Origin of the sequence: Enterobacter sp. 241F3 (assembly GCF_034106785.1) — a bacterium.
Lineage (GTDB): Bacteria > Pseudomonadota > Gammaproteobacteria > Enterobacterales > Enterobacteriaceae > Enterobacter > Enterobacter vonholyi.
This window is the reverse complement of the sequence record NZ_JAWNDD010000007.1, coordinates 18,009-40,602: the sequence shown is the minus strand read 5'-3', so window position 1 is coordinate 40,602 and position 22,594 is coordinate 18,009. Positions and strand designations below refer to the sequence as shown.

The 22,594-nt window shown below is 52.6% G+C and carries 34 protein-coding genes; 29 read left to right on the top strand and 5 right to left on the bottom strand.

The window, feature by feature from the left end; translation table 11 throughout:
- Positions 1 to 18 precede the first annotated feature (18 nt).
- The 3 genes from UR504_RS17420 to UR504_RS17410 form a co-directional block, all read right to left on the bottom strand.
- Positions 19 to 237, bottom strand: a complete 219-nt coding sequence (locus tag UR504_RS17420; protein WP_008503016.1) for a YheU family protein — start codon at positions 235 to 237, stop codon at positions 19 to 21.
- Positions 234 to 1,256 carry a hydrolase gene (locus tag UR504_RS17415; protein WP_302237769.1) on the bottom strand — a complete coding sequence of 341 codons (1,023 nt, stop codon included), beginning with the start codon at positions 1,254 to 1,256 and terminating at the stop codon, positions 234 to 236. Before UR504_RS17415 ends, UR504_RS17420 begins: the two co-directional genes overlap by 4 nt.
- Positions 1,257 to 1,368: 112 nt before the next feature.
- Positions 1,369 to 3,273 carry an ABC transporter ATP-binding protein gene (locus UR504_RS17410; protein WP_302237771.1) on the bottom strand — a complete coding sequence of 635 codons (1,905 nt, stop codon included), beginning with the start codon at positions 3,271 to 3,273 and terminating at the stop codon, positions 1,369 to 1,371.
- A gap of 135 nt (positions 3,274 to 3,408) precedes the next feature.
- Here UR504_RS17410 and kefG point away from each other — a divergent pair, with 135 nt between their 5' ends.
- From kefG to slyD, 4 genes are all read left to right on the top strand, one after another.
- Positions 3,409 to 3,963, top strand: coding sequence for a glutathione-regulated potassium-efflux system ancillary protein KefG (gene kefG, locus UR504_RS17405; protein ID WP_021242220.1), 555 nt, complete (start codon positions 3,409 to 3,411; stop codon positions 3,961 to 3,963).
- A complete protein-coding gene (gene kefB, locus UR504_RS17400) occupies positions 3,963 to 5,768 on the top strand; it encodes a glutathione-regulated potassium-efflux system protein KefB (RefSeq protein WP_320739956.1) in 1,806 nt (601 codons plus the stop codon). Before kefG ends, kefB begins: the two co-directional genes overlap by 1 nt.
- A 13-nt stretch (positions 5,769 to 5,781) precedes the next feature.
- Positions 5,782 to 5,982, top strand: a complete 201-nt coding sequence (locus UR504_RS17395; protein WP_010436300.1) for a YheV family putative zinc ribbon protein — start codon at positions 5,782 to 5,784, stop codon at positions 5,980 to 5,982.
- 94 nt (positions 5,983 to 6,076) lie between these two features.
- Positions 6,077 to 6,667, top strand: a complete 591-nt coding sequence (slyD, locus tag UR504_RS17390) for a peptidylprolyl isomerase (RefSeq protein ID WP_008503010.1) — start codon at positions 6,077 to 6,079, stop codon at positions 6,665 to 6,667.
- Positions 6,668 to 6,718: 51 nt separating this feature from the next.
- Here slyD and UR504_RS17385 read toward each other — a convergent pair whose 3' ends face one another.
- Positions 6,719 to 6,937 (bottom strand): protein SlyX, encoded by a 219-nt coding sequence (locus UR504_RS17385; protein WP_302237818.1) that lies wholly within the window; start codon positions 6,935 to 6,937, stop codon positions 6,719 to 6,721.
- 238 nt (positions 6,938 to 7,175) lie between these two features.
- On the opposite strand from UR504_RS17385, the gene fkpA reads away from it, so the two are divergent.
- The 11 genes from fkpA (at position 7,176) to bfr (ending at position 15,379) form a co-directional block, all read left to right on the top strand.
- Positions 7,176 to 7,997 (top strand): FKBP-type peptidyl-prolyl cis-trans isomerase, encoded by an 822-nt coding sequence (fkpA, locus tag UR504_RS17380; protein WP_111963789.1) that lies wholly within the window; start codon positions 7,176 to 7,178, stop codon positions 7,995 to 7,997.
- A gap of 165 nt (positions 7,998 to 8,162) precedes the next feature.
- Positions 8,163 to 8,885 (top strand): transcriptional regulator, encoded by a 723-nt coding sequence (locus tag UR504_RS17375; protein ID WP_003861697.1) that lies wholly within the window; start codon positions 8,163 to 8,165, stop codon positions 8,883 to 8,885.
- Positions 8,885 to 9,271 (top strand): sulfurtransferase complex subunit TusD, encoded by a 387-nt coding sequence (gene tusD, locus UR504_RS17370; protein ID WP_115876878.1) that lies wholly within the window; start codon positions 8,885 to 8,887, stop codon positions 9,269 to 9,271. Before UR504_RS17375 ends, tusD begins: the two co-directional genes overlap by 1 nt.
- Positions 9,271 to 9,630, top strand: coding sequence for a sulfurtransferase complex subunit TusC (gene tusC / locus UR504_RS17365; protein WP_111963791.1), 360 nt, complete (start codon positions 9,271 to 9,273; stop codon positions 9,628 to 9,630). The genes tusD and tusC overlap by 1 nt, the downstream gene beginning before the upstream one ends.
- A 7-nt stretch (positions 9,631 to 9,637) precedes the next feature.
- Positions 9,638 to 9,925 carry a sulfurtransferase complex subunit TusB gene (gene tusB / locus UR504_RS17360; RefSeq protein ID WP_045909310.1) on the top strand — a complete coding sequence of 96 codons (288 nt, stop codon included), beginning with the start codon at positions 9,638 to 9,640 and terminating at the stop codon, positions 9,923 to 9,925.
- A 124-nt stretch (positions 9,926 to 10,049) separates the two neighbouring features.
- On the top strand, positions 10,050 to 10,424 hold the full coding sequence (gene rpsL / locus UR504_RS17355; protein ID WP_000246815.1) for a 30S ribosomal protein S12: 375 nt from the start codon (positions 10,050 to 10,052) through the stop codon (positions 10,422 to 10,424).
- Between the two features lie 96 nt (positions 10,425 to 10,520).
- Complete coding sequence (rpsG, locus tag UR504_RS17350; RefSeq protein ID WP_004106370.1) at positions 10,521 to 10,991, top strand: 30S ribosomal protein S7; 471 nt, start codon at positions 10,521 to 10,523, stop codon at positions 10,989 to 10,991.
- 96 nt (positions 10,992 to 11,087) lie between these two features.
- The gene (gene fusA / locus UR504_RS17345) at positions 11,088 to 13,202 is read left to right on the top strand and encodes an elongation factor G (RefSeq protein WP_008503004.1); all 2,115 of its coding nucleotides are present in this window, start codon (positions 11,088 to 11,090) and stop codon (positions 13,200 to 13,202) included.
- Between the two features lie 69 nt (positions 13,203 to 13,271).
- Complete coding sequence (tuf, locus tag UR504_RS17340) at positions 13,272 to 14,456, top strand: elongation factor Tu (RefSeq protein WP_014068448.1); 1,185 nt, start codon at positions 13,272 to 13,274, stop codon at positions 14,454 to 14,456.
- 179 nt (positions 14,457 to 14,635) lie between these two features.
- Positions 14,636 to 14,830 carry a bacterioferritin-associated ferredoxin gene (gene bfd / locus UR504_RS17335; RefSeq protein ID WP_008503493.1) on the top strand — a complete coding sequence of 65 codons (195 nt, stop codon included), beginning with the start codon at positions 14,636 to 14,638 and terminating at the stop codon, positions 14,828 to 14,830.
- A 72-nt stretch (positions 14,831 to 14,902) separates the two neighbouring features.
- Positions 14,903 to 15,379, top strand: coding sequence for a bacterioferritin (gene bfr / locus UR504_RS17330; protein WP_008503492.1), 477 nt, complete (start codon positions 14,903 to 14,905; stop codon positions 15,377 to 15,379).
- On the opposite strand, the gene UR504_RS17325 is transcribed toward bfr, so the two are convergent.
- Positions 15,363 to 15,836 (bottom strand): prepilin peptidase, encoded by a 474-nt coding sequence (locus tag UR504_RS17325; RefSeq protein ID WP_271369738.1) that lies wholly within the window; start codon positions 15,834 to 15,836, stop codon positions 15,363 to 15,365. The two genes, bfr and UR504_RS17325, sit on opposite strands and share 17 nt — an antisense overlap.
- A gap of 380 nt (positions 15,837 to 16,216) precedes the next feature.
- Between UR504_RS17325 and rpsJ the strand changes: the two genes are divergently transcribed.
- The 14 genes from rpsJ to rplE all read left to right on the top strand — a co-directional run bounded on the left by rpsJ (position 16,217) and on the right by rplE (position 22,590).
- Positions 16,217 to 16,528, top strand: coding sequence for a 30S ribosomal protein S10 (gene rpsJ / locus UR504_RS17320; protein ID WP_001181005.1), 312 nt, complete (start codon positions 16,217 to 16,219; stop codon positions 16,526 to 16,528).
- Positions 16,529 to 16,560: 32 nt separating this feature from the next.
- Positions 16,561 to 17,190 (top strand): 50S ribosomal protein L3, encoded by a 630-nt coding sequence (rplC, locus tag UR504_RS17315; RefSeq protein ID WP_003863274.1) that lies wholly within the window; start codon positions 16,561 to 16,563, stop codon positions 17,188 to 17,190.
- A 10-nt stretch (positions 17,191 to 17,200) separates the two neighbouring features.
- A complete protein-coding gene (rplD, locus tag UR504_RS17310; protein ID WP_000424395.1) occupies positions 17,201 to 17,806 on the top strand; it encodes a 50S ribosomal protein L4 in 606 nt (201 codons plus the stop codon).
- Positions 17,803 to 18,105 (top strand): 50S ribosomal protein L23, encoded by a 303-nt coding sequence (rplW, locus tag UR504_RS17305; RefSeq protein WP_000617546.1) that lies wholly within the window; start codon positions 17,803 to 17,805, stop codon positions 18,103 to 18,105. Before rplD ends, rplW begins: the two co-directional genes overlap by 4 nt.
- Before the next feature lie 17 nt (positions 18,106 to 18,122).
- Positions 18,123 to 18,944, top strand: coding sequence for a 50S ribosomal protein L2 (gene rplB / locus UR504_RS17300; protein ID WP_008457150.1), 822 nt, complete (start codon positions 18,123 to 18,125; stop codon positions 18,942 to 18,944).
- A gap of 16 nt (positions 18,945 to 18,960) precedes the next feature.
- A complete protein-coding gene (gene rpsS, locus UR504_RS17295) occupies positions 18,961 to 19,239 on the top strand; it encodes a 30S ribosomal protein S19 (protein WP_001138117.1) in 279 nt (92 codons plus the stop codon).
- A 14-nt stretch (positions 19,240 to 19,253) separates the two neighbouring features.
- On the top strand, positions 19,254 to 19,586 hold the full coding sequence (gene rplV / locus UR504_RS17290) for a 50S ribosomal protein L22 (RefSeq protein ID WP_002919773.1): 333 nt from the start codon (positions 19,254 to 19,256) through the stop codon (positions 19,584 to 19,586).
- Between the two features lie 17 nt (positions 19,587 to 19,603).
- The gene (rpsC, locus tag UR504_RS17285) at positions 19,604 to 20,305 is read left to right on the top strand and encodes a 30S ribosomal protein S3 (protein ID WP_000529945.1); all 702 of its coding nucleotides are present in this window, start codon (positions 19,604 to 19,606) and stop codon (positions 20,303 to 20,305) included.
- Positions 20,306 to 20,317: 12 nt separating this feature from the next.
- Entirely contained in the window at positions 20,318 to 20,728 is a 411-nt protein-coding gene (gene rplP / locus UR504_RS17280) for a 50S ribosomal protein L16 (protein ID WP_002919759.1), read from the top strand.
- On the top strand, positions 20,728 to 20,919 hold the full coding sequence (rpmC, locus tag UR504_RS17275) for a 50S ribosomal protein L29 (protein WP_003863282.1): 192 nt from the start codon (positions 20,728 to 20,730) through the stop codon (positions 20,917 to 20,919). Before rplP ends, rpmC begins: the two co-directional genes overlap by 1 nt.
- On the top strand, positions 20,919 to 21,173 hold the full coding sequence (gene rpsQ / locus UR504_RS17270) for a 30S ribosomal protein S17 (RefSeq protein ID WP_008503489.1): 255 nt from the start codon (positions 20,919 to 20,921) through the stop codon (positions 21,171 to 21,173). The genes rpmC and rpsQ overlap by 1 nt, the downstream gene beginning before the upstream one ends.
- 166 nt (positions 21,174 to 21,339) lie before the next feature.
- A complete protein-coding gene (gene rplN, locus UR504_RS17265) occupies positions 21,340 to 21,711 on the top strand; it encodes a 50S ribosomal protein L14 (RefSeq protein ID WP_002919748.1) in 372 nt (123 codons plus the stop codon).
- 10 nt (positions 21,712 to 21,721) lie between these two features.
- Positions 21,722 to 22,036, top strand: a complete 315-nt coding sequence (gene rplX / locus UR504_RS17260; protein WP_003863287.1) for a 50S ribosomal protein L24 — start codon at positions 21,722 to 21,724, stop codon at positions 22,034 to 22,036.
- 14 nt (positions 22,037 to 22,050) lie between these two features.
- The gene (gene rplE / locus UR504_RS17255; RefSeq protein ID WP_001096202.1) at positions 22,051 to 22,590 is read left to right on the top strand and encodes a 50S ribosomal protein L5; all 540 of its coding nucleotides are present in this window, start codon (positions 22,051 to 22,053) and stop codon (positions 22,588 to 22,590) included.
- Positions 22,591 to 22,594: the final 4 nt, after the last annotated feature.

Here is a 22,594-nt window from a genome sequence, read left to right as displayed (position 1 = left end):
ACTGAAAAGGGTGGAAGATCAGCCGTGAAACGCGTTGCGGGGCATGATATTGACCGTCTCATGCAGTTCTGACCACACCAGCACCACGTCGCCGCTTTTCAGCTGGCGCTTTACATCGTTGACCTTTTGCTCAAGCGAGCGTTCCTGTTCACCATAATCGGTGCCTTCGCGTAATACAAAGCTTTCAATCAGATTATCGAGCGTTTCGGGAGCCAGATCCTGCCAGGGAATAATCATTTTTCACCGTCCAGATAAGGGGTTAGCCAGTCAGGAATACGCGCCTCAAGCCACATTTTCGGGCGGCGCAGCGTGCCGCCGATAAACCCGACGTGGCCGCCGTGCTCGGTCAACTGATAGTGAACGTTGTCGGGCAGGAATTCCTGCGCGGGGATCGAGTGATGATCCATAAACGGGTCATCTTTGGCATGAATAATCAGCGTTGGCTGCGTGATCTTGCTGAGCAGCGGCATGGCGCTGCACTGACGATAATAGTCAATCGCATCGGCGAAGCCGTGAATTTTCGCGGTGATCAGGTCGTCGAACTCGCGAATACGGCGTACCTTTTTCAGCTGGCGCAGGCTGACCGGCAGGGTATCCGGGTAGGCCTTCAGTTTACGTGCCGCGTTGGCCTTCAGGAGGTTGAGGAGGTAACGCTGGTAGACGCGGGAGAAGCCTTTATCCATATGGTAGCTGCACTGCTCGAGCATAAACGGCGCGGAGACAATGACGGCGGCCTCCAGCGGCACGCTTTCGCCCTCTTTGGCCAGCAGACAGGCCAGCATATTGCCGCCCAGCGAGTAGCCCACGGCGGCCGTTGGCACGGTGCCATAATTTTCCCGCAGCCAGTGTAAAAACCACGTCCCGTCTTCTGTTTCACCCGAGTGATAAATGCGTTTCTGACGATTCGGTTCGCCGCTACAGCCGCGAAAATGCATCACCACGCCGAGCCAGCCGCGCGCTTTTGCCGCTTCAATTAGCCCATGGGCATACGGGCTGTGCAGGCTGCCTTCCAGGCCGTGAAAGACCACCAGACGCGGCTTATGGCGAGCCTGTTCCGGCGCTTCGCTCCAGGCGAGATCCAGAAAATCACCGTCTGGCAGGTCAAGCCGTTGCCAGTGCGGGGTGAACTGAACCTTGCGGCGGATCAGTCGCGGCAGCATGGTCTGCAAATGGGGATTGGCCACGCCGCGCATAGGCACGAACTCAGTGCTGTCTTCGACCGCAATGTCGAAGTCTGATGGGATGATTTGGGTCATAAGCGCGATGCTGATTCTTGTCGGAAATTTACGATACTTTCCGAATTGTACCCCGTTTAAGCTGGATTTCCGAACCCGGTACGGATTCTGTTCTTAAAACGGGGTAAACAGGTCAGTCAGCCTGCAGCATCGCTTCCAGCTGTTCCTGCGCGTCGAGCCACGCCATCTCACACTCTTCAAGGCTGGATTTGGTCTTCGCCTGGGTTTGCAGGCAGTCCGTCAGTTCAGCTTTACGGCTCTGGTCATACAGGCCGCTGTCGCCGAGCTTCTCTTCAACGGTAGCAAGCGTGGCGTTGAGCTTTTCCATCTCTTTTTCGAGAAGGGCAATCTCTTTACGCAGCGGCTGCGTCTGGGTGCGCAGCTCCGCTTCACGGCGTTTCTGGTCTTTACGTGCCTGCGCGCTGTTGGCGTTGTCTTTCGCCGACTCCTCCGGCTGGTTCTCCTGCTTCTGCACGTCCGTCAGCCACTGCTGGTAGTCTTCCAGATCGCCGTCGAACGGTTCGACTTTGCCATCGTGCACTAAGTAGAGATCGTCCGTGGTGGAGCGGATCAGGTGACGGTCGTGCGAAACCACAACCAGTGCGCCTTCGAACTCAATCAACGCTTCGGTCAGCGCCTGACGCATATCGAGATCCAGGTGGTTGGTCGGTTCATCGAGCAGCAGCAGGTTCGGACGCTGCCAGACGATCAGCGCCAGCACCAGACGGGCTTTTTCGCCCCCGGAGAAGCGCTCGGTGTTTTCAGTGACCTTATCGCCCTGGAAGCCGAAGCCGCCGAGGTAGTCGCGCAGCTTCTGCTCCATCTCCTGCGGCGCCAGACGCGCGAGGTGCTGAATCGGGGATTCATCCGCGCGTAAAAATTCCAGCTGATGCTGGGCGAAGTAGCCAAGCTTGATGCCCTTCGCCAGGCCGATTTCACCGCTGACCGGGCTAAGCTCGCCCGCCAGCAGCTTGATCAGCGTCGATTTACCTGCGCCGTTACGCCCCAGCAGGCCAATGCGCGAACCCGGCACCAGGTTGAGCTTGATGGAGTCGAGAATAATGCGGTCGGCATAGCCCGCGCTGACTTTTTCCATCTTCAGCAGCGGGTTCGGCAGGCTTTCCGGGGCGCGGAAGCTGAAATGGAACGGGTTGTCGACGTGCGCCGGGGCGATCATCTCCATGCGTTCCAGCATCTTGATGCGGCTCTGGGCCTGCTTCGCTTTTGAGGCTTTGGCCTTGAAGCGATCCACGAAGCTCTGCAGGTGTGCCACGCGCTGCTGCTGGCTTTCGTACATGGACTGCTGCTGGGCAAGGCGCGTCGCGCGCTGGCGCTCGAAGGAGCTGTAGTTGCCGGTGTACTCGAACATCGTTTGCTGTTCGATATGAATGATTTTATCCACCACCGGGTCGAGGAAGTCTCGGTCGTGGGAGATCAGAATCAGAGTGCCCTGATAGCTCTTAAGCCACTTCTCCAGCCAAATAACCGCATCGAGATCGAGGTGGTTAGTCGGTTCATCAAGCAGCAGCAGGTCAGAGCGGCAGATCAGCGCCTGCGCCAGGTTGAGGCGCATACGCCAGCCGCCGGAGAAGTCGCTGACCGGGCGTTCGAGCTGTTCGTTGCTGAAGCCCAGGCCGTGCAGCAGGCTGGAGGCTCGGGAGCGAATGGTCCACGCGTCAATGGCGTCCAGCTTGCCGTGAACGGTGGCGATGGCGTGGCCGTCGTTGCGCTCGTTAGCGGCGTTAAGTTCCGCCTCGAGCTTACGGTACTCACGGTCACCGTCGATAACATAGTCGAGTGCCGGTTCGCTCAGCGCCGGAGTCTCCTGGTTTACCCAGGCGAGCTGCCAGTTTCCCGGGAAGGTAAAGTTACCGCCATCCGCGCTAATCTCGTTTTTCAGCAGCGCCAGCAGGGTGGATTTACCACAGCCGTTTTTGCCGACCAGACCCACTTTTTGGCCTGGGTTGATGGTAGCAGTGGCGTTATCCAGCAGGACGCGCACGCCGCGACGAATTTGTAACGAGGAGAAAACAATCATAGAAGCGCCGTATGTTCCGACTATGTTAATTTGTCATTATGATAATGTAAGGTGTGGGCCATTTTCCGCACCGGGCCGCCATGGTAGCCCAAAACAACAACGATACACAAAAACAGAAACAAGACCGGGAGGGGAATGATGTCTCAGACAGCAAAAGTGCTGCTGCTGTATGCCCATCCGGAATCTCAGGACTCGGTGGCAAACCGGGTGCTGCTTAAGCCGGCCACACAGCTCAGTAACGTGACGGTGCACGATCTCTACGCGCACTATCCTGATTTCTTTATTGATATCCCTTACGAGCAGGAACTGCTGCGTCAGCATGACGTGATTGTGTTCCAGCATCCGCTTTATACCTACAGCTGTCCGGCGCTGCTCAAAGAGTGGCTGGACCGCGTGCTGAGCCGGGGCTTCTCCAGCGGGGTGGGGGGCAACCAGCTGGCGGGAAAGTACTGGCGTAGCGTGATTACGACCGGTGAACCCGAAAGCGCTTACCGCCACGACGGGCTGAACCGTTATCCGATGAGCGACATTCTGCGGCCTTTCGAGCTGACGGCGGCAATGTGCCGTATGCACTGGATGAGCCCGATTATTGTCTACTGGGCCCGACGCCAGGATCCGAAAGAGCTGGCCAGCCATGCCAGAGCCTATGGTGAATGGCTGGCGTCACCGATTCCGGCAGGAGGTCGTTAATGGAAGGATCGAATTTGCTCCTCGCCGGGGTGCTGTTTTTATTTGCGGCCGTCGTCGCTGTGCCGCTTGCTGCACGTATTGGAATAGGTGCGGTGTTGGGTTATCTGCTGGCGGGGATCGCGATTGGCCCCTGGGGGCTGGGATTCATCAGCGATGTGGATGAAATTCTTCATTTCTCCGAGCTGGGCGTGGTGTTCCTGATGTTCATCATCGGGCTGGAACTGAATCCTTCGAAATTGTGGCAACTCCGACGTTCTATCTTTGGCGTGGGCGCCGCGCAGGTGATGTTCAGCGCCGCGATCCTGGGTGGCCTGTTAATGCTGACCAATTTTTCATGGCAGGCGGCGGTGATCGGCGGGATAGGTCTTGCGATGTCGTCAACGGCGATGGCCCTGCAGCTGATGCGTGACAAGGGGATGAATCGCAACGAAGCCGGCCAGCTGGGTTTTTCGGTGCTGCTGTTCCAGGATTTGGCGGTCATCCCGGCGCTGGCGCTGGTGCCGCTGCTGGCGGGCTCCGGGGACGATCACTTCGACTGGGCAAAAATTGCCATGAAGGTGCTGGCCTTCGCGGGCATGCTGATTGACGGACGTTTTCTTTTACGTCCGGTGTTCCGCTTTATTGCCGCGTCGGGCGTGCGCGAGGTCTTTACGGCCGCGACGCTGCTGCTGGTGCTGGGGTCGGCGTTGTTTATGGATGCGCTGGGGCTGTCGATGGCGCTCGGGACCTTTATCGCCGGGGTGCTGCTGGCGGAGAGCGAGTATCGGCACGAGCTGGAAATTGCCATCGATCCCTTCAAAGGGCTGCTGTTAGGCCTGTTCTTTATTTCGGTGGGGATGGCGCTCAACCTTGGCGTGCTCTATACCCATCTGCTGTGGGTTGTGGTGAGCGTAGCCATCCTGGTAGCGTTGAAAACGCTGGTGCTGTACGTCTTGGCGCGCATTTACGGCTTGCGCAGTTCGGAGCGCATGCAGTTTGCCAGCGTGTTAAGCCAAGGAGGTGAGTTTGCGTTTGTGCTGTTCTCTACCGCCTCCTCCCAGAAGCTGTTTAAAGACGATCAGATGGCGCTTTTGCTGGTGACGGTCACGCTGTCAATGATGACCACGCCGCTGCTGATGAAGCTGGTGGATAAACTCCTGTCGCGCCGCCTGAACCCGTCAGACGATGAAGACGAAGCGCCGTGGGTGGAAGATGATAAGCCTCAGGTTATCGTGGTGGGCTTTGGCCGCTTCGGACAGGTGATCGGGCGTTTACTGATGGCGAACAAAATGCGCATTACGGTGCTGGAGCGTGATATCAGCGCGGTCAACCTGATGCGCAAATATGGCTATAAGGTTTACTACGGCGATGCGACCCAGCTCGAGCTGCTGCGCTCGGCGGGGGCAGAAGCGGCAGAGTCCATCGTGATTACCTGTAACGACCCGGAAGACACGATGAAGCTGGTGGATCTGTGTCAGCAGCATTTCCCGCATCTGCATATTCTGGCGCGTGCGCGGGGACGTGTTGAAGCTCACGAATTATTGCAGGCGGGTGTGAAACACTTCTCCCGTGAGACATTCTCCAGTGCGCTGGAGCTGGGGCGCAAGGCGTTGATCTCGCTCGGCATGCATCCGCATCAGGCGCAGCGCGCCCAGATGCACTTCCGCCGGCTGGATATGCGGATGCTGCGCGAGCTGATGCCGGTACATACCGATACGGCGCAGATCTCCCGCGTGCGGGAAGCGCGTCGCGAGCTGGAGGAGATCTTCCAGCGCGAGATGCAGCAGGAAAGACGCCAGCTCGATGGCTGGGATGAATTTGAATAAAGGGTAACGAAAGATGGCTGTACGTAAACGCTTTATCGCGGGTGCAAAATGCCCGACCTGCCAGGCGCAAGATACCCTGGCGATGTGGCGGGAAAATAATATTGATGTTGTTGAGTGTGTTAAGTGCGGTCACCAGATGCGTGAGGCCGACAAAGAGGCGCGCGATCACGTTCGCAAAGAAGAGCAAGTGATCGGCATTTTTCATCCAGACTAGCGATATGCTCTGAGTTTTTTTAAGCTTAAGGGTACACGGGTGCAGATTTCCGCTACAATCTGCGCCAGCAATTTTCCCACGCTCAGGAGATATCATGAAAGTAGCAAAAGACCTGGTGGTCAGCCTGGCCTATCAGGTACGTACAGAAGACGGTGTGTTGGTTGATGAGTCTCCGGTGAGTGCGCCGCTTGACTACCTGCATGGTCACGGTTCCCTGATTTCCGGCCTGGAAAACGCGCTGGAAGGTCATGAAGTTGGCGACAAATTTGACGTTGCTGTAGGCGCGAACGACGCTTATGGTCAGTATGACGACAACCTGGTTCAGCGCGTTCCTAAAGACGTGTTCATGGGCGTTGACGAACTGCAGGTTGGCATGCGCTTCCTGGCGGAAACCGACCAGGGCCCGGTTCCAGTTGAAATCACCGAAGTGGAAGATGACCACGTCGTGGTTGACGGCAACCACATGCTGGCTGGCCAGAACCTGAAGTTCAACGTAGAAGTTGTTGCGATCCGTGAAGCGACCGAAGAAGAACTGGCTCATGGCCACGTTCACGGTGCGCACGGTCACGACCATGACCACGATCACGGCCACGATGGCTGCTGCGGTGGTCACGGCCACGACCATGGTCATGATCACGGCCACGGTAAAGGTGGTTGCGGTAACGGCGGCTGCGGCTGCCACTAATTCCGTCATGCGGAAAATAAAAAAGCGGGATTATCCCGCTTTTTTTACGCCTCAATAATGAGGAGGTTGCGTCTCTTCTGACTGAGAGGCAATGTTCGACGGCTGCGTAGCCTTCAGCTTTTCCGTCAGCAGGCGCATATGATCCCGCAGTTTCGCCATTTCGAGCTCATGTGCGGTCACGGTCTGGTTTAGCTCTTCGATGGTGATGTCCTGAAAAGCCAGGCGGCTTTCCAGCTCAGCCATTCTCGCTTCTATCGTTGTATCCTTCATCATTCACCTCGTTTGTTTCAGATTCACCATAATGGCACTGCGGCGGCGCAGTTTAACTGAGTTTATCCTTAAGTACAGTCTGCATCCCCTTGGCAGGAAACTTATTTAAACAAAAATAGTCTGAAAAGTGGCGAGAATTGGAAGTGTCTGTCTGTAGATTTCTTCCGCAACGTTTTATAGTACGTCACTCATTTACGTTTAACGCTGGGGTGAGAGTCCCCAGGCCCTGGAGATATGGATGAAATCACTGTTTAAAGTAACGCTGCTGGCGACGACGATGGCTGTTGCGCTGAACGCGCCGCTGTCATTCGCTGCTGATACTGCTGCGAAGCCTGCTGCCACTGCAGACAGCAAAGCGGCGTTCAAAAATGACGACCAGAAATCCGCCTACGCACTGGGCGCATCTCTGGGTCGTTACATGGAAAACTCTCTGAAAGAACAAGAGAAGCTGGGCATCAAACTGGATAAAGCTCAGCTGATCGCGGGCGTTCAGGACGCATTTGCAGATAAGAGCAAGCTGTCTGACCAGGAAATTGAACAGACTCTGCAGGCGTTCGAAGCGCGTGTGAAGGGTGCCGCGCAGACCAAGATGGACGCGGACGCGAAAGACAACGAAGCGAAAGGCAAAGCCTACCGCGATACCTTTGCTAAAGAGAAGGGTGTGAAAACCTCTTCTACTGGCCTGGTGTACAAAGTTGAGAAAGAAGGCACCGGCGATGCGCCTAAAGACAGCGACACCGTTGTTGTGAACTACAAAGGTACGCTGATCGACGGTAAAGAGTTCGATAACTCTTACACCCGTGGTGAGCCGCTCTCCTTCCGTCTGGATGGTGTGATCCCTGGCTGGACTGAAGGCCTGAAAAACATCAAGAAAGGCGGCAAGATCAAGATGGTCATCCCACCGGATCTGGCCTATGGCAAAACCGGCGTTCCGGGAATCCCAGCCAACTCTACGCTGGTCTTTGACGTAGAGCTGCTGGACATCAAACCGGCACCGAAAGCGGATGCTAAAGCGGACGCACCTGCTGAAGAAAAAGCAGCGACAGACGCTAAGAAGTAATGTGATAAAAACCGCCGCCTTTCAGGCGGCGGTTTTTTTATTGTGGGGCAGATATAATTAACACTGGAAAGCGCTGTACACGCTGTATTAATTTAGTTGTCCGTGTAGATAATGAGCCTGCCCTGAAAACCTAACGACAGGCTCCTGAAAAGGAGTGTTTTTTTCATGTCCAGGTCGCTTTTAACCAACGAAACCAGTGAACTTGATTTGCTGGATCAACGTCCTTTCGATCAGACCGACTTCGATATTCTGAAATCCTATGAAGCGGTAGTGGACGGGTTAGCGATGCTCATTGGCTCCCACTGCGAAATCGTATTGCACTCCCTGCAAGATCTGAAGTGTTCCGCCATCCGCATTGCGAATGGTGAGCATACTGGCCGTAAAATTGGTTCGCCAATCACCGACCTTGCATTGCGTATGTTGCATGACATGACCGGCGCGGACAGCAGCGTCTCCAAATGCTATTTCACCCGTGCCAAAAGCGGCGTGCTGATGAAATCAGAAACTATCGCGATTCGAAACCGCGAGCATCGTGTGATTGGGCTGCTGTGCATCAACATGAACCTTGATGTGCCTTTCTCGCAGATCATGAGCACCTTTATTCCACCAGAAACGCCGGATGTTGGCTCTTCTGTTAACTTTGCCTCTTCCGTCGAAGATCTCGTCACACAGACGCTTGAGTTCACCATTGAAGAAGTGAATGCCGATCGCAACGTCTCGAACAACGCCAAGAATCGCCAGATCGTGCTCAATCTCTATGAGAAAGGGATTTTTGATATTAAAGACGCCATCAACCAGGTGGCCGATCGTCTGAACATCTCCAAGCACACGGTCTACCTCTATATTCGCCAGTTCAAAAGCGGTGATTTCCTGGGACAAGATAAGTAATGCGTTTTGCGTTAATGGTGACAGGCCCGGCGTACGGGACTCAGCAGGCCAGCAGCGCGCTACAGTTTGCGCATGCGCTGCTGGCGGCCGGACATGAGCTGGCGAGCGTCTTCTTCTATCGGGAAGGGGTGTACAACGCAAACCAGTTTACGTCGCCGGCGAACGATGAGTTTGATGTGGTGCGCGGATGGCAGGCATTAAACGAAAAGCAGGGCGTAGAACTGCACATCTGCGTGGCGGCGGCACTGCGCCGGGGCGTAACCGATGCAACCGAAGCTGCGCGTCTTGGTTTATCGGGTTCTAACCTGCAGCCCGGTTTTTCGTTAAGTGGTCTGGGCGCGCTGGCACAGGCGGCGTTAACCTGCGACAGAGTGGTGCAATTCTGATGAAGCGCGTGGCATTTGTTTTTAAGTCTGCGCCGCACGGCAGCGCTTCTGGCCGCGAAGGGCTGGATGCGTTACTTGCAACGTCCGCGCTGACCGAAGATATCGGCGTCTTCTTTTTGGGGGACGGGGTGTTTCAGCTTTTGGCTGGGCAACAGCCTCAGGCCATTCTGGCGCGGGATTACATCGCTACCTTTAAAGTGCTGCCGCTGTACGACATCGAAACCCTTTATGTCTGCGCCGATTCGCTGGCCGCTCGCGGTTTGGATGATAAGACGCCTTTCGTGCTGGATGTGACAGTCCTGTCTTCAGCTGCATTGCGCGAACACCTTTCCCACTACGACACCGTTCTGACTTTCTGAGGCTGACATGCTCCATACTCTGAGCCATTCACCGTGGCAATGTGATATCGACGCGTTACTGAGTATGCTGCGCGACGGTGATGACCTGCTGCTGATTCAGGATGGCGTACTTGCTGCACTGGAAGGCAGTCGTTTCGTTGAAATTCTCACGAATGCCCCCATAACAGTCTCTGCGCTGAAGGACGATCTGGATGCGCGGGGTCTTTCTGGTCAAATTTCAGCCAAAATTGACGTGGTTGGCTATACTGATTTCGTCAATCTTACTGTGACGCACGCCAGTCAAATGAACTGGTGATTTGAGATCGCTGTATATTTCTTGACACCTTTTCGACGTAGCCCTAAAATTTCGCGTCCTCATATTGTATGAGGTCGTTTTATTACGTGTTTACGAAGCAAAAGCTAAAACCAGGAGCTATTTAATGGCAACAGTTAACCAGCTGGTACGCAAACCACGTGCACGCAAAGTTGCGAAAAGCAACGTGCCTGCGCTGGAAGCCTGCCCGCAGAAACGTGGCGTATGTACTCGTGTATATACCACCACTCCTAAAAAACCAAACTCCGCACTGCGTAAAGTATGCCGTGTGCGTTTGACTAACGGTTTCGAAGTGACTTCCTACATCGGTGGTGAAGGTCACAACCTGCAGGAGCACTCCGTGATCCTGATCCGTGGCGGTCGTGTTAAAGACCTTCCGGGTGTTCGTTACCACACCGTTCGTGGTGCGCTGGACTGCTCAGGTGTTAAAGACCGTAAGCAGGCTCGCTCCAAGTACGGCGTGAAGCGTCCTAAGGCTTAATGGTTCTCCGTTAAGTAAGGCCAAACTGATTTATCTTAATGTCACACTAAACTCTTTGAGTTTTGGACAATCCTGAATTAACAACGGAGTATTCCCATGCCACGTCGTCGCGTCATTGGTCAGCGTAAAATTCTTCCAGATCCGAAATTCGGATCAGAACTGCTGGCAAAATTTGTAAATATCCTGATGGTAGATGGTAAAAAATCTACTGCAGAAGCAATCGTATACAGCGCGCTTGAGACCCTGGCTCAGCGTTCTGGTAAAAATGAACTGGAAGCTTTCGAAGTCGCTCTCGACAACGTTCGCCCAACTGTAGAAGTTAAGTCCCGCCGCGTTGGTGGTTCTACTTATCAGGTTCCAGTTGAAGTTCGTCCGGTCCGTCGTAATGCCCTGGCAATGCGTTGGATCGTTGAAGCTGCTCGTAAACGCGGTGATAAATCCATGGCTCTGCGTCTGGCGAACGAACTTTCTGATGCTGCAGACAACAAAGGTACTGCAGTTAAGAAACGTGAAGACGTTCACCGTATGGCAGAAGCCAACAAGGCGTTCGCACACTACCGTTGGTAATCCCTTCGGAGTCTTAGTCACCAGGCGGGCGCTTCAGAGAAGCCGCCCGCTCTGGGTAACTTAACTGAACGCCTAAAGATATAAACGAGGAATCAAATGGCTCGTACAACACCCATCGCACGCTACCGTAACATCGGTATCAGTGCGCACATCGACGCCGGTAAAACCACTACTACCGAACGTATTCTGTTCTACACCGGTGTAAACCACAAAATCGGTGAAGTTCATGACGGCGCAGCCACCATGGACTGGATGGAACAGGAGCAGGAGCGTGGTATCACTATCACCTCCGCAGCGACTACTGCATTCTGGTCAGGTATGGCTAAGCAGTACGAACCGCATCGCGTAAACATCATCGACACCCCAGGGCACGTTGACTTCACCATCGAAGTAGAACGTTCCATGCGTGTTCTTGACGGCGCGGTAATGGTTTATTGCGCAGTTGGTGGTGTTCAGCCACAGTCTGAAACCGTATGGCGTCAGGCGAACAAATATAAAGTTCCACGCATCGCGTTCGTTAACAAAATGGACCGTATGGGTGCTAACTTCCTGAAAGTTGTTGGTCAGATCAAAACCCGTCTGGGCGCGAACCCTGTTCCGCTGCAGCTGGCAATTGGTGCTGAAGAAGGCTTCACCGGCGTTATCGACCTGGTGAAAATGAAAGCCATCAACTGGAACGATGCAGACCAGGGCGTTACCTTCGAATACGAAGATATCCCAGCTGCAATGCAGGACCTGGCTGACGAATGGCACCAGAACCTGATCGAATCCGCTGCTGAAGCTTCTGAAGAGCTGATGGAGAAATACCTGGGTGGTGAAGAACTGACTGAAGAAGAGATCAAAAAAGCTCTGCGTCAGCGCGTTCTGAACAACGAAATCATCCTGGTAACCTGTGGTTCTGCGTTCAAGAACAAAGGTGTTCAGGCGATGCTGGATGCGGTAGTTGACTACCTGCCATCCCCGGTTGACGTTCCTGCGATCAACGGCATCCTGGACGACGGTAAAGATACTCCGGCTGAGCGTCACGCAAGCGACGAAGAGCCATTCTCTGCACTGGCGTTCAAAATTGCTACCGACCCATTCGTGGGTAACCTGACCTTCTTCCGCGTTTATTCTGGTGTGGTTAACTCCGGTGACACCATCCTGAACTCCGTGAAAGCGGCGCGTGAGCGTTTTGGCCGTATCGTACAGATGCACGCTAACAAACGTGAAGAGATCAAAGAAGTTCGTGCGGGCGACATCGCTGCAGCTATCGGTCTGAAAGACGTGACCACTGGTGACACCCTGTGTGACCCGGATCACCCGATCATTCTGGAGCGTATGGAATTCCCAGAGCCGGTAATCTCCATCGCAGTTGAACCAAAAACCAAAGCTGACCAGGAAAAAATGGGTCTGGCTCTGGGCCGTCTGGCGAAAGAAGACCCATCATTCCGCGTATGGACTGATGAAGAATCTAACCAGACCATCATCGCTGGTATGGGTGAACTGCACCTGGACATCATCGTTGACCGTATGAAGCGTGAATTCAACGTTGAAGCGAACGTGGGTAAACCTCAGGTTGCTTACCGCGAAGCGATTCGCGCGAAAGTTACCGACATTGAAGGTAAACACGCTAAGCAGTCTGGTGGTCGCGGTCAGTACGGTCACGTTGTGATCGACATGTACCCACTGGAGCCGGGCTCTAACCCGAAAGGTTACGAGTTCATCAACGACATCAAAGGTGGTGTAATTCCTGGCGAATACATCCCTGCCGTTGATAAAGGCATCCAGGAACAGCTGAAAGCGGGCCCTCTGGCTGGCTATCCGGTTGTTGACATGGGTGTTCGTCTGCACTTCGGTTCTTACCACGACGTTGACTCCTCTGAACTGGCGTTTAAACTGGCTGCGTCTATTGCCTTTAAAGAAGGCTTTAAGAAAGCAAAACCAGTTCTGCTTGAGCCAATCATGAAGGTTGAAGTAGAAACTCCTGAAGAGAACACCGGTGACGTTATCGGTGACTTGAGCCGTCGTCGCGGTATGCTGCGTGGTCAGGAATCCGAAGTAACTGGCGTTAAGATCCACGCTGAAGTTCCGCTGTCTGAAATGTTCGGATATGCGACTCAGCTGCGTTCTCTGACCAAAGGTCGTGCATCATACACCATGGAATTCCTGAAGTATGATGATGCGCCTAACAACGTTGCTCAGGCCGTTATTGAAGCCCGTGGTAAGTAATCCACAGGATTAAAACCTAAGTCCCGTGCTCTCTCCAGAGGGGAGAGCACTATAGTAAGGAATATAGCCGTGTCTAAAGAAAAATTTGAACGTACAAAACCGCACGTCAACGTTGGTACTATCGGCCACGTTGACCATGGTAAAACTACCCTGACTGCTGCAATCACTACCGTTCTGGCTAAAACCTACGGTGGTTCTGCTCGTGCATTCGACCAGATCGATAACGCACCAGAAGAAAAAGCTCGTGGTATCACCATCAACACTTCCCACGTTGAATATGACACCCCGACTCGCCACTACGCACACGTAGACTGCCCAGGCCACGCCGACTATGTTAAAAACATGATCACCGGTGCTGCGCAGATGGACGGCGCGATCCTGGTTGTTGCTGCGACTGACGGCCCAATGCCTCAGACTCGTGAGCACATCCTGCTGGGTCGTCAGGTAGGCGTTCCTTTCATCATCGTGTTCCTGAACAAGTGCGACATGGTTGATGACGAAGAGCTGCTGGAACTGGTAGAGATGGAAGTTCGTGAACTGCTGTCTCAGTACGATTTCCCAGGCGACGATACTCCAATCGTTCGTGGTTCTGCTCTGAAAGCGCTGGAAGGCGAAGCTGAGTGGGAAGCGAAAATCATCGAACTGGCTGGCTTCCTGGATTCTTACATCCCAGAACCAGAGCGTGCGATTGACAAGCCATTCCTGCTGCCAATCGAAGACGTATTCTCCATCTCCGGTCGTGGTACCGTTGTTACCGGTCGTGTAGAGCGCGGTATCATCAAAGTTGGTGAAGAAGTTGAAATCGTTGGTATCAAAGAGACTGCAAAGTCTACCTGTACTGGCGTTGAAATGTTCCGCAAACTGCTGGACGAAGGCCGTGCTGGTGAGAACGTTGGTGTTCTGCTGCGTGGTATCAAACGTGAAGAAATCGAACGTGGTCAGGTTCTGGCGAAGCCAGGCTCAATCAAGCCACACACCAAGTTCGAATCTGAAGTGTACATTCTGTCCAAAGACGAAGGCGGCCGTCATACTCCGTTCTTCAAAGGCTACCGTCCACAGTTCTACTTCCGTACAACTGACGTGACCGGTACCATCGAACTGCCAGAAGGCGTTGAGATGGTAATGCCAGGCGACAACATCAAGATGGTTGTGACTCTGATCCACCCAATCGCGATGGACGACGGTCTGCGTTTCGCAATCCGTGAAGGCGGCCGTACCGTTGGCGCGGGCGTTGTTGCTAAAGTTCTGGGCTAATTAATTATCCCCGAATAAAAAAGGACGCTTCGGCGTCCTTTTTTGTTTTCTGCCGCTCAGGTATTTGTCACAAAATTTCGCATTTTTTGCCTGCTCCCTCCCCGCATTCTGGCGTTTGTGCTATTGTAATCATAACCATTCTCACTTACACTTTGCGCATAATTTGAACGGGAGTTTATATGTACGTTTGTTTATGTAATGGTGTAAGCGACAAAAAAATACGTCAGGCCGTTCGCCAGTTCCAGCCCCAGTCATTCCAGCAGCTTCGCAAATTTGTTCCGGTGGGAAATCAATGCGGTAAATGTGTACGTGCTGCGCGAGAGATCATGCAGGACGAACTGATGCAGATCCCGGAATACAAAGAGATCGCGTAAGCGCCCATCTTTTTTTTGACATCCCTGTAGCCCGATCTACGCTTCAATGAGTGGAAGCGGAGGGACTATATAATGAAAGGTGATGTTAAAATCATAAGTTATCTCAATAAATTATTGGGAAATGAGCTTGTCGCAATCAACCAGTACTTTCTTCACGCGAGAATGTTTAAAAACTGGGGACTCAAACGTTTAAACGACGTTGAGTACCATGAATCTATAGATGAGATGAAACACGCTGATAAATATATCGAGCGTATTTTATTCCTTGAAGGCATTCCAAACCTGCAGGATCTCGGCAAGCTGGGCATCGGAGAAGATGTCGAAGAGATGCTGCGTTCCGACCTCAGGCTGGAGCTTGAAGGCGCCAAAGATCTCCGTGAAGCCATTGCCTATGCTGACAGCGTACATGACTACGTCAGTCGCGATATGATGATCCAGATCCTGGCCGATGAAGAAGGCCATATTGACTGGCTGGAAACGGAGCTGGATCTGATTGCTAAAATCGGCCTGCAAAACTATCTTCAGTCACAGATTAAAGTGGAAGAATAAGCAACGTCTTCCAGCCAACGCATAAACCCGCTGCTGCCAGAAATGGCCCAAAAGGCAGCGGGTTTTTTATTGCCTTCTTATCAGGGCGGATTAACGAAAAAACAATAATGCAAAGAAGCGCCATCAGCGCCGCGAGTAGCGCCAGCGTAGGCAGTACGCACCAGCCGTGCCATGCGCCAAGCGCAGCCAGGTATTTTACATCGCCATATCCCATACCTTCACGTCGGCGGATAAACCAGTAGCCCCAGTAAATAACGGCAAAACCGATATATCCAGCCATCGCACCCACCACCGCACGTGGCAGAAAATCCGGATGGATACAGAGCTGAAAGAGCAGGCCCGCCCATAGCAGCGGGCAGAGAAATTTATCGGGAAGCAGACCGTAGCGAATATCGGCATGTACCAGTAAGGCAGTCAGCGAAAGATAGATCAGCAGAAAGGGGAGGGTGGTTAGCATGAAAAAGGCCTCAAGCGGGTTTGCGCGCATACTCGTTATAATCGGCCTTGCCGGCAACGCATAAAAAAAGGAGATGCGTAGCGGCTCGAAACAAAGCATCGACGCAGATTACATTGCATAAAATGTTGCGCGCTCTTATGAATACTGCGCCTCTGGCGCTTAATTTCTAAACGGCACTTGCGTCTTGCCCAGATTTACGTATAATGCGCGGGCTTGTCGTAATTGACGGCGGGTTCAATCAGAACCAGAGTAGCTCATTTTGTTACTCAACAATGCTCCCAATTGGGGAGCTACGTAAGAACGGTTACACTCTCCCATCAATCGTAATGGGTTTGAGGAGTAATCATTTTCGTTTATAAAATAATTGGAGCTCTGGTCTCATGCAGAACCAAAGAATCCGTATCCGCCTTAAAGCGTTTGATCATCGTCTGATCGATCAATCAACCGCGGAAATCGTCGAGACTGCTAAGCGCACTGGTGCGCAAGTCCGTGGTCCGATCCCGCTGCCGACCCGCAAAGAGCGCTTCACCGTTCTGATCTCTCCGCACGTTAACAAAGACGCGCGCGATCAGTACGAAATCCGCACTCACAAGCGTCTGGTTGACATCGTTGAGCCAACTGAGAAAACCGTTGATGCTCTGATGCGTCTGGATCTGGCTGCCGGTGTAGACGTGCAGATCAGCCTGGGTTAATCAGGTCATCGAGCGATTGAGAGGTTGAAACAATGATTGGTTTAGTCGGTAAAAAAGTGGGTATGACCCGCATCTTCACTGAAGATGGCGTTTCTATCCCAGTAACCGTAATCGAAGTTGAAGCAAACCGCGTTACTCAGGTTAAAGATCTGGCTAACGATGGCTACCGCGCTATTCAGGTTACCACTGGTGCTAAAAAAGCTAACCGTGTAACCAAACCAGAAGCGGGTCACTTCGCTAAAGCTGGCGTAGAAGCTGGCCGTGGTCTGTGGGAATTCCGTCTTGCTGAAGGCGAAGAGTTCACCGTAGGTCAGGACATTAGCGTTGAGCTGTTTGCTGACGTTAAAAAAGTTGACGTAACCGGTACCTCTAAAGGTAAAGGTTTTGCTGGTACCGTTAAGCGCTGGAACTTCCGTACCCAGGACGCTACTCACGGTAACTCCTTGTCTCACCGCGTTCCGGGTTCTATCGGTCAGAACCAGACTCCGGGCAAAGTGTTCAAAGGCAAGAAAATGGCAGGTCAGCTGGGTAACGAACGTGTAACCGTTCAGAGCCTGGACGTAGTACGTGTTGACGCTGAGCGCAACCTGCTGCTGGTTAAAGGTGCAGTTCCGGGTGCAACCGGTAGCGACCTGATCGTTAAACCAGCTGTGAAGGCGTAAGGGGATAGCAATGGAATTAGTATTGAAAGACGCGCAGAGCGCGCTGACTGTTTCCGAAACTACCTTCGGTCGTGATTTCAACGAAGCGCTGGTTCACCAGGTTGTTGTTGCTTATGCAGCTGGTGCTCGTCAGGGTACTCGTGCTCAGAAGACTCGTGCTGAAGTAACTGGTTCTGGCAAAAAGCCATGGCGCCAGAAAGGTACCGGCCGTGCGCGTTCAGGTTCTATCAAGAGCCCGATTTGGCGTTCAGGTGGCGTGACCTTCGCTGCGCGTCCACAGGACCACAGTCAAAAAGTTAACAAAAAGATGTACCGCGGCGCGCTGAAAAGCATCCTGTCCGAACTGGTACGTCAGGATCGTCTGATCGTTGTCGAGAAGTTCTCTGTTGAAGCGCCTAAAACTAAGCTGCTGGCACAGAAACTGAAAGACATGGCTCTGGAAGATGTGCTGATCATCACCGGTGAGCTGGACGAGAACCTGTTCCTGGCCGCACGTAACCTGCACAAGGTTGACGTACGCGATGCGACTGGTATCGACCCGGTTAGCCTGATCGCCTTCGACAAAGTCGTAATGACTGCTGATGCTGTTAAGCAAGTTGAGGAGATGCTGGCATGATTCGTGAAGAACGTCTGCTGAAGGTGCTTCGCGCACCGCACGTTTCTGAAAAAGCGTCTACTGCGATGGAAAAAACAAACACCATCGTTCTCAAAGTTGCTAAAGACGCGACCAAAGCAGAGATCAAAGCTGCTGTGCAGAAACTGTTTGAAGTCGAAGTCGAAGTCGTTAACACCCTGGTAGTTAAAGGGAAAGTTAAACGTCACGGACAGCGTATCGGTCGTCGTAGCGACTGGAAAAAAGCTTACGTCACCCTGAAAGAAGGCCAGAATCTGGACTTCGTTGGCGGCGCTGAGTAAGTCGGAGGAGTAATACAATGGCAGTTGTTAAATGTAAACCGACATCTCCGGGTCGTCGCCACGTAGTTAAAGTGGTTAACCCTGAGCTGCACAAGGGCAAACCTTTTGCTCCGTTGCTGGAAAAAAACAGCAAATCCGGTGGTCGTAACAACAATGGCCGTATCACCACTCGTCACATCGGTGGTGGCCACAAGCAGGCTTATCGTATTGTTGACTTCAAACGCAACAAAGACGGTATCCCAGCAGTTGTTGAACGTCTTGAGTACGATCCGAACCGTTCCGCGAACATCGCGCTGGTTCTGTACAAAGACGGCGAACGCCGTTACATCCTGGCCCCTAAAGGCCTGAAAGCTGGCGACCAGATTCAGTCTGGCGTTGATGCTGCAATCAAAGCAGGCAACACCCTGCCGATGCGCAATATCCCGGTTGGTTCTACCGTTCATAACGTAGAAATGAAACCAGGTAAAGGCGGTCAGCTGGCACGTTCCGCTGGTACTTACGTTCAGATCGTTGCTCGTGATGGTGCTTATGTCACTCTGCGTCTGCGTTCTGGTGAAATGCGTAAAGTCGAAGCAGACTGCCGTGCTACTCTGGGCGAAGTTGGCAATGCTGAGCATATGCTGCGCGTTCTGGGTAAAGCAGGTGCTGCACGCTGGCGTGGTGTTCGTCCTACCGTTCGCGGTACTGCGATGAACCCAGTCGATCACCCACATGGTGGTGGTGAAGGTCGTAACTTTGGTAAGCACCCGGTATCTCCGTGGGGCGTTCAGACCAAAGGTAAGAAGACCCGCAGCAACAAGCGTACTGATAAATTTATCGTACGTCGCCGTAGCAAATAATTTTAGAGGATAAGCCATGCCACGTTCTCTCAAGAAAGGTCCTTTTATTGACCTGCACTTGCTGAAGAAGGTAGAGAAAGCGGTGGAAAGCGGAGACAAGAAGCCCCTGCGCACTTGGTCCCGTCGTTCAACGATCTTTCCTAACATGATCGGTTTGACCATCGCTGTCCATAATGGTCGTCAGCACGTTCCAGTCTTTGTTACCGACGAAATGGTTGGTCACAAACTGGGTGAATTCGCACCGACTCGTACTTATCGCGGCCACGCTGCTGATAAAAAAGCGAAGAAGAAATAAGGTAGGAGGAAGAGATGGAAACTTTAGCTCAACATCGCCATGCTCGTTCTTCTGCTCAGAAGGTTCGCCTTGTTGCTGACCTGATTCGCGGTAAGAAAGTGTCGCAGGCCCTGGACATCCTGACCTATACCAACAAGAAAGCTGCGGTATTGGTCAAGAAAGTACTGGAATCTGCCATTGCTAACGCTGAACACAACGATGGCGCTGACATCGACGATCTGAAAGTCGCGAAAATTTTCGTAGATGAAGGCCCAAGCATGAAGCGCATTATGCCGCGTGCGAAAGGTCGTGCAGATCGCATCCTGAAGCGCACCAGCCACATTACTGTGGTTGTGTCCGATCGCTGAGACTCTGGAGACTAGCAATGGGTCAGAAAGTACATCCTAATGGTATTCGCCTGGGTATTGTAAAACCATGGAACTCTACCTGGTTTGCGAACACCAAAGAATTCGCTGACAACCTGGACAGCGATTTTAAAGTACGTCAGTACCTGACTAAGGAACTGGCTAAAGCGTCTGTATCTCGTATCGTTATCGAGCGTCCAGCGAAGAGCATCCGTGTGACTATTCACACTGCTCGTCCTGGCATCGTTATCGGTAAGAAAGGCGAAGACGTAGAAAAACTGCGCAAGGTCGTAGCGGATATCGCTGGCGTTCCTGCACAGATCAATATCGCTGAAGTTCGTAAGCCTGAACTGGACGCTAAATTGGTTGCTGACAGCATTACTTCACAGCTGGAACGTCGTGTAATGTTCCGTCGTGCTATGAAGCGTGCTGTACAGAACGCAATGCGTCTGGGCGCTAAAGGTATCAAAGTTGAAGTTAGCGGCCGTCTGGGCGGCGCGGAAATCGCACGTACCGAATGGTACCGTGAAGGTCGCGTACCGCTGCACACTCTGCGTGCTGACATCGACTACAACACCTCTGAAGCGCACACCACTTACGGTGTAATCGGCGTTAAGGTATGGATCTTCAAAGGTGAGATCCTGGGTGGTATGGCTGCTGTTGAACAACCGGAAAAACCGGCTGCTCAACCTAAAAAGCAGCAGCGTAAAGGCCGTAAATAAGGAGCGTCGCTGATGTTACAACCAAAGCGTACAAAATTCCGTAAAGTGCACAAAGGCCGCAACCGTGGTCTGGCGCAGGGTACGGATGTTAGCTTCGGCACTTTCGGTCTGAAAGCTGTTGGCCGTGGTCGTCTGACTGCACGTCAGATCGAAGCAGCACGTCGTGCAATGACCCGTGCAGTTAAGCGTCAAGGTAAGATCTGGATCCGTGTATTCCCGGACAAACCGATCACCGAGAAGCCGCTGGAAGTTCGTATGGGTAAAGGTAAAGGTAACGTGGAGTACTGGGTTGCCTTGATCCAACCGGGCAAAGTCCTTTATGAAATGGACGGTGTTCCGGAAGAGCTGGCCCGTGAAGCCTTCGGCCTGGCAGCAGCGAAACTGCCTATCAAAACCACCTTTGTAACTAAGACGGTGATGTAATGAAAGCAAAAGAGCTGCGTGAAAAAAGCGTTGAAGAGCTGAACGCTGAGCTGCTGAACCTGCTGCGTGAGCAGTTCAACCTGCGTATGCAGGCTGCAAGTGGCCAGCTGCAACAGACTCACCTGCTGAAGCAAGTGCGTCGCAATGTTGCACGCGTTAAGACTTTACTGACTCAGAAGGCGGGTGCGTAATGACCGATAAAATCCGTACTCTGCAAGGTCGTGTTGTTAGCGACAAAATGGAGAAATCCATTGTTGTAGCTATCGAACGTATTGTGAAACACCCGATCTACGGTAAATTCATCAAGCGTACGACCAAACTGCACGTACATGACGAGAACAACGAATGTGGTATCGGCGACAAGGTTGAAATCCGTGAATGCCGCCCACTGTCCAAGACTAAGTCCTGGACGCTGGTTCGCGTTGTAGAGAAAGCGGTTCTGTAATACAGTACGCCTTCTCAATACGAATAAACGGCTCAGCGATGAGCCGTTTATTTTTTCTACCCATATTGCAGAAGCGGTGTTATAATGCCGCGCCCTCGATATGGGGCTTTTTAACGGCTCTGATTTTAGAGTCTCAGGTAGTAGTTGACATTAGCGGAGCACTAAAATGATCCAAGAACAGACTATGCTGAACGTCGCCGACAACTCCGGTGCACGTCGCGTAATGTGTATCAAGGTTCTGGGTGGCTCGCACCGTCGCTACGCAGGCGTAGGCGACATCATCAAGATCACCATCAAGGAAGCAATTCCACGTGGTAAGGTCAAAAAAGGTGATGTGCTGAAGGCGGTAGTGGTGCGCACCAAGAAGGGTGTTCGTCGCCCTGACGGTTCTGTCATTCGCTTCGATGGTAATGCATGCGTTATTTTAAACAATAACAGCGAGCAGCCTATCGGCACGCGTATCTTTGGGCCGGTAACTCGTGAACTTCGTACTGAGAAGTTCATGAAAATTATCTCTCTGGCACCAGAAGTACTCTAAGGAGCGAATCATGGCAGCGAAAATCCGTCGTGATGACGAAGTTATCGTGTTAACCGGTAAAGATAAAGGTAAACGCGGTAAAGTAAAAAATGTTCTGTCTTCCGGCAAACTTGTCGTTGAAGGTATCAACCTGGTTAAGAAACATCAGAAGCCGGTTCCGGCCCTGAACCAACCAGGTGGCATCGTTGAAAAAGAAGCTGCTATTCAGGTTTCTAACGTTGCAATCTTCAATGCGGCTACCGGCAAGGCTGACCGTGTAGGCTTTAGATTCGAAGACGGCAAAAAAGTCCGTTTCTTCAAGTCTAACAGCGAAACTATCAAGTAATTTGGAGTAGTACGATGGCGAAACTGCATGATTACTACAAAGACGAAGTAGTTAAAAAACTCATGACCGAGTTTAACTACAATTCTGTCATGCAAGTCCCTCGGGTCGAGAAGATCACCCTGAACATGGGTGTTGGTGAAGCGATCGCTGACAAGAAACTGCTGGATAACGCAGCAGCTGACCTGACAGCAATCTCCGGTCAAAAACCGCTGATCACCAAAGCACGCAAATCTGTTGCAGGCTTCAAAATCCGTCAGGGCTATCCGATCGGCTGTAAAGTAACTCTGCGTGGCGAACGCATGTGGGAGTTCTTTGAGCGCCTGATCACTATTGCTGTTCCACGTATCCGTGACTTCCGTGGCTTGTCCGCTAAGTCTTTCGACGGTCGTGGTAACTACAGCATGGGTGTCCGTGAGCAGATCATCTTCCCAGAAATCGACTACGATAAAGTCGACCGCGTGCGTGGTTTGGATATTACCATTACCACTACTGCGAAATCTGACGAAGAAGGCCGTGCTCTGCTGGCTGCCTTTGACTTCCCGTTCCGCAAGTAAGGTA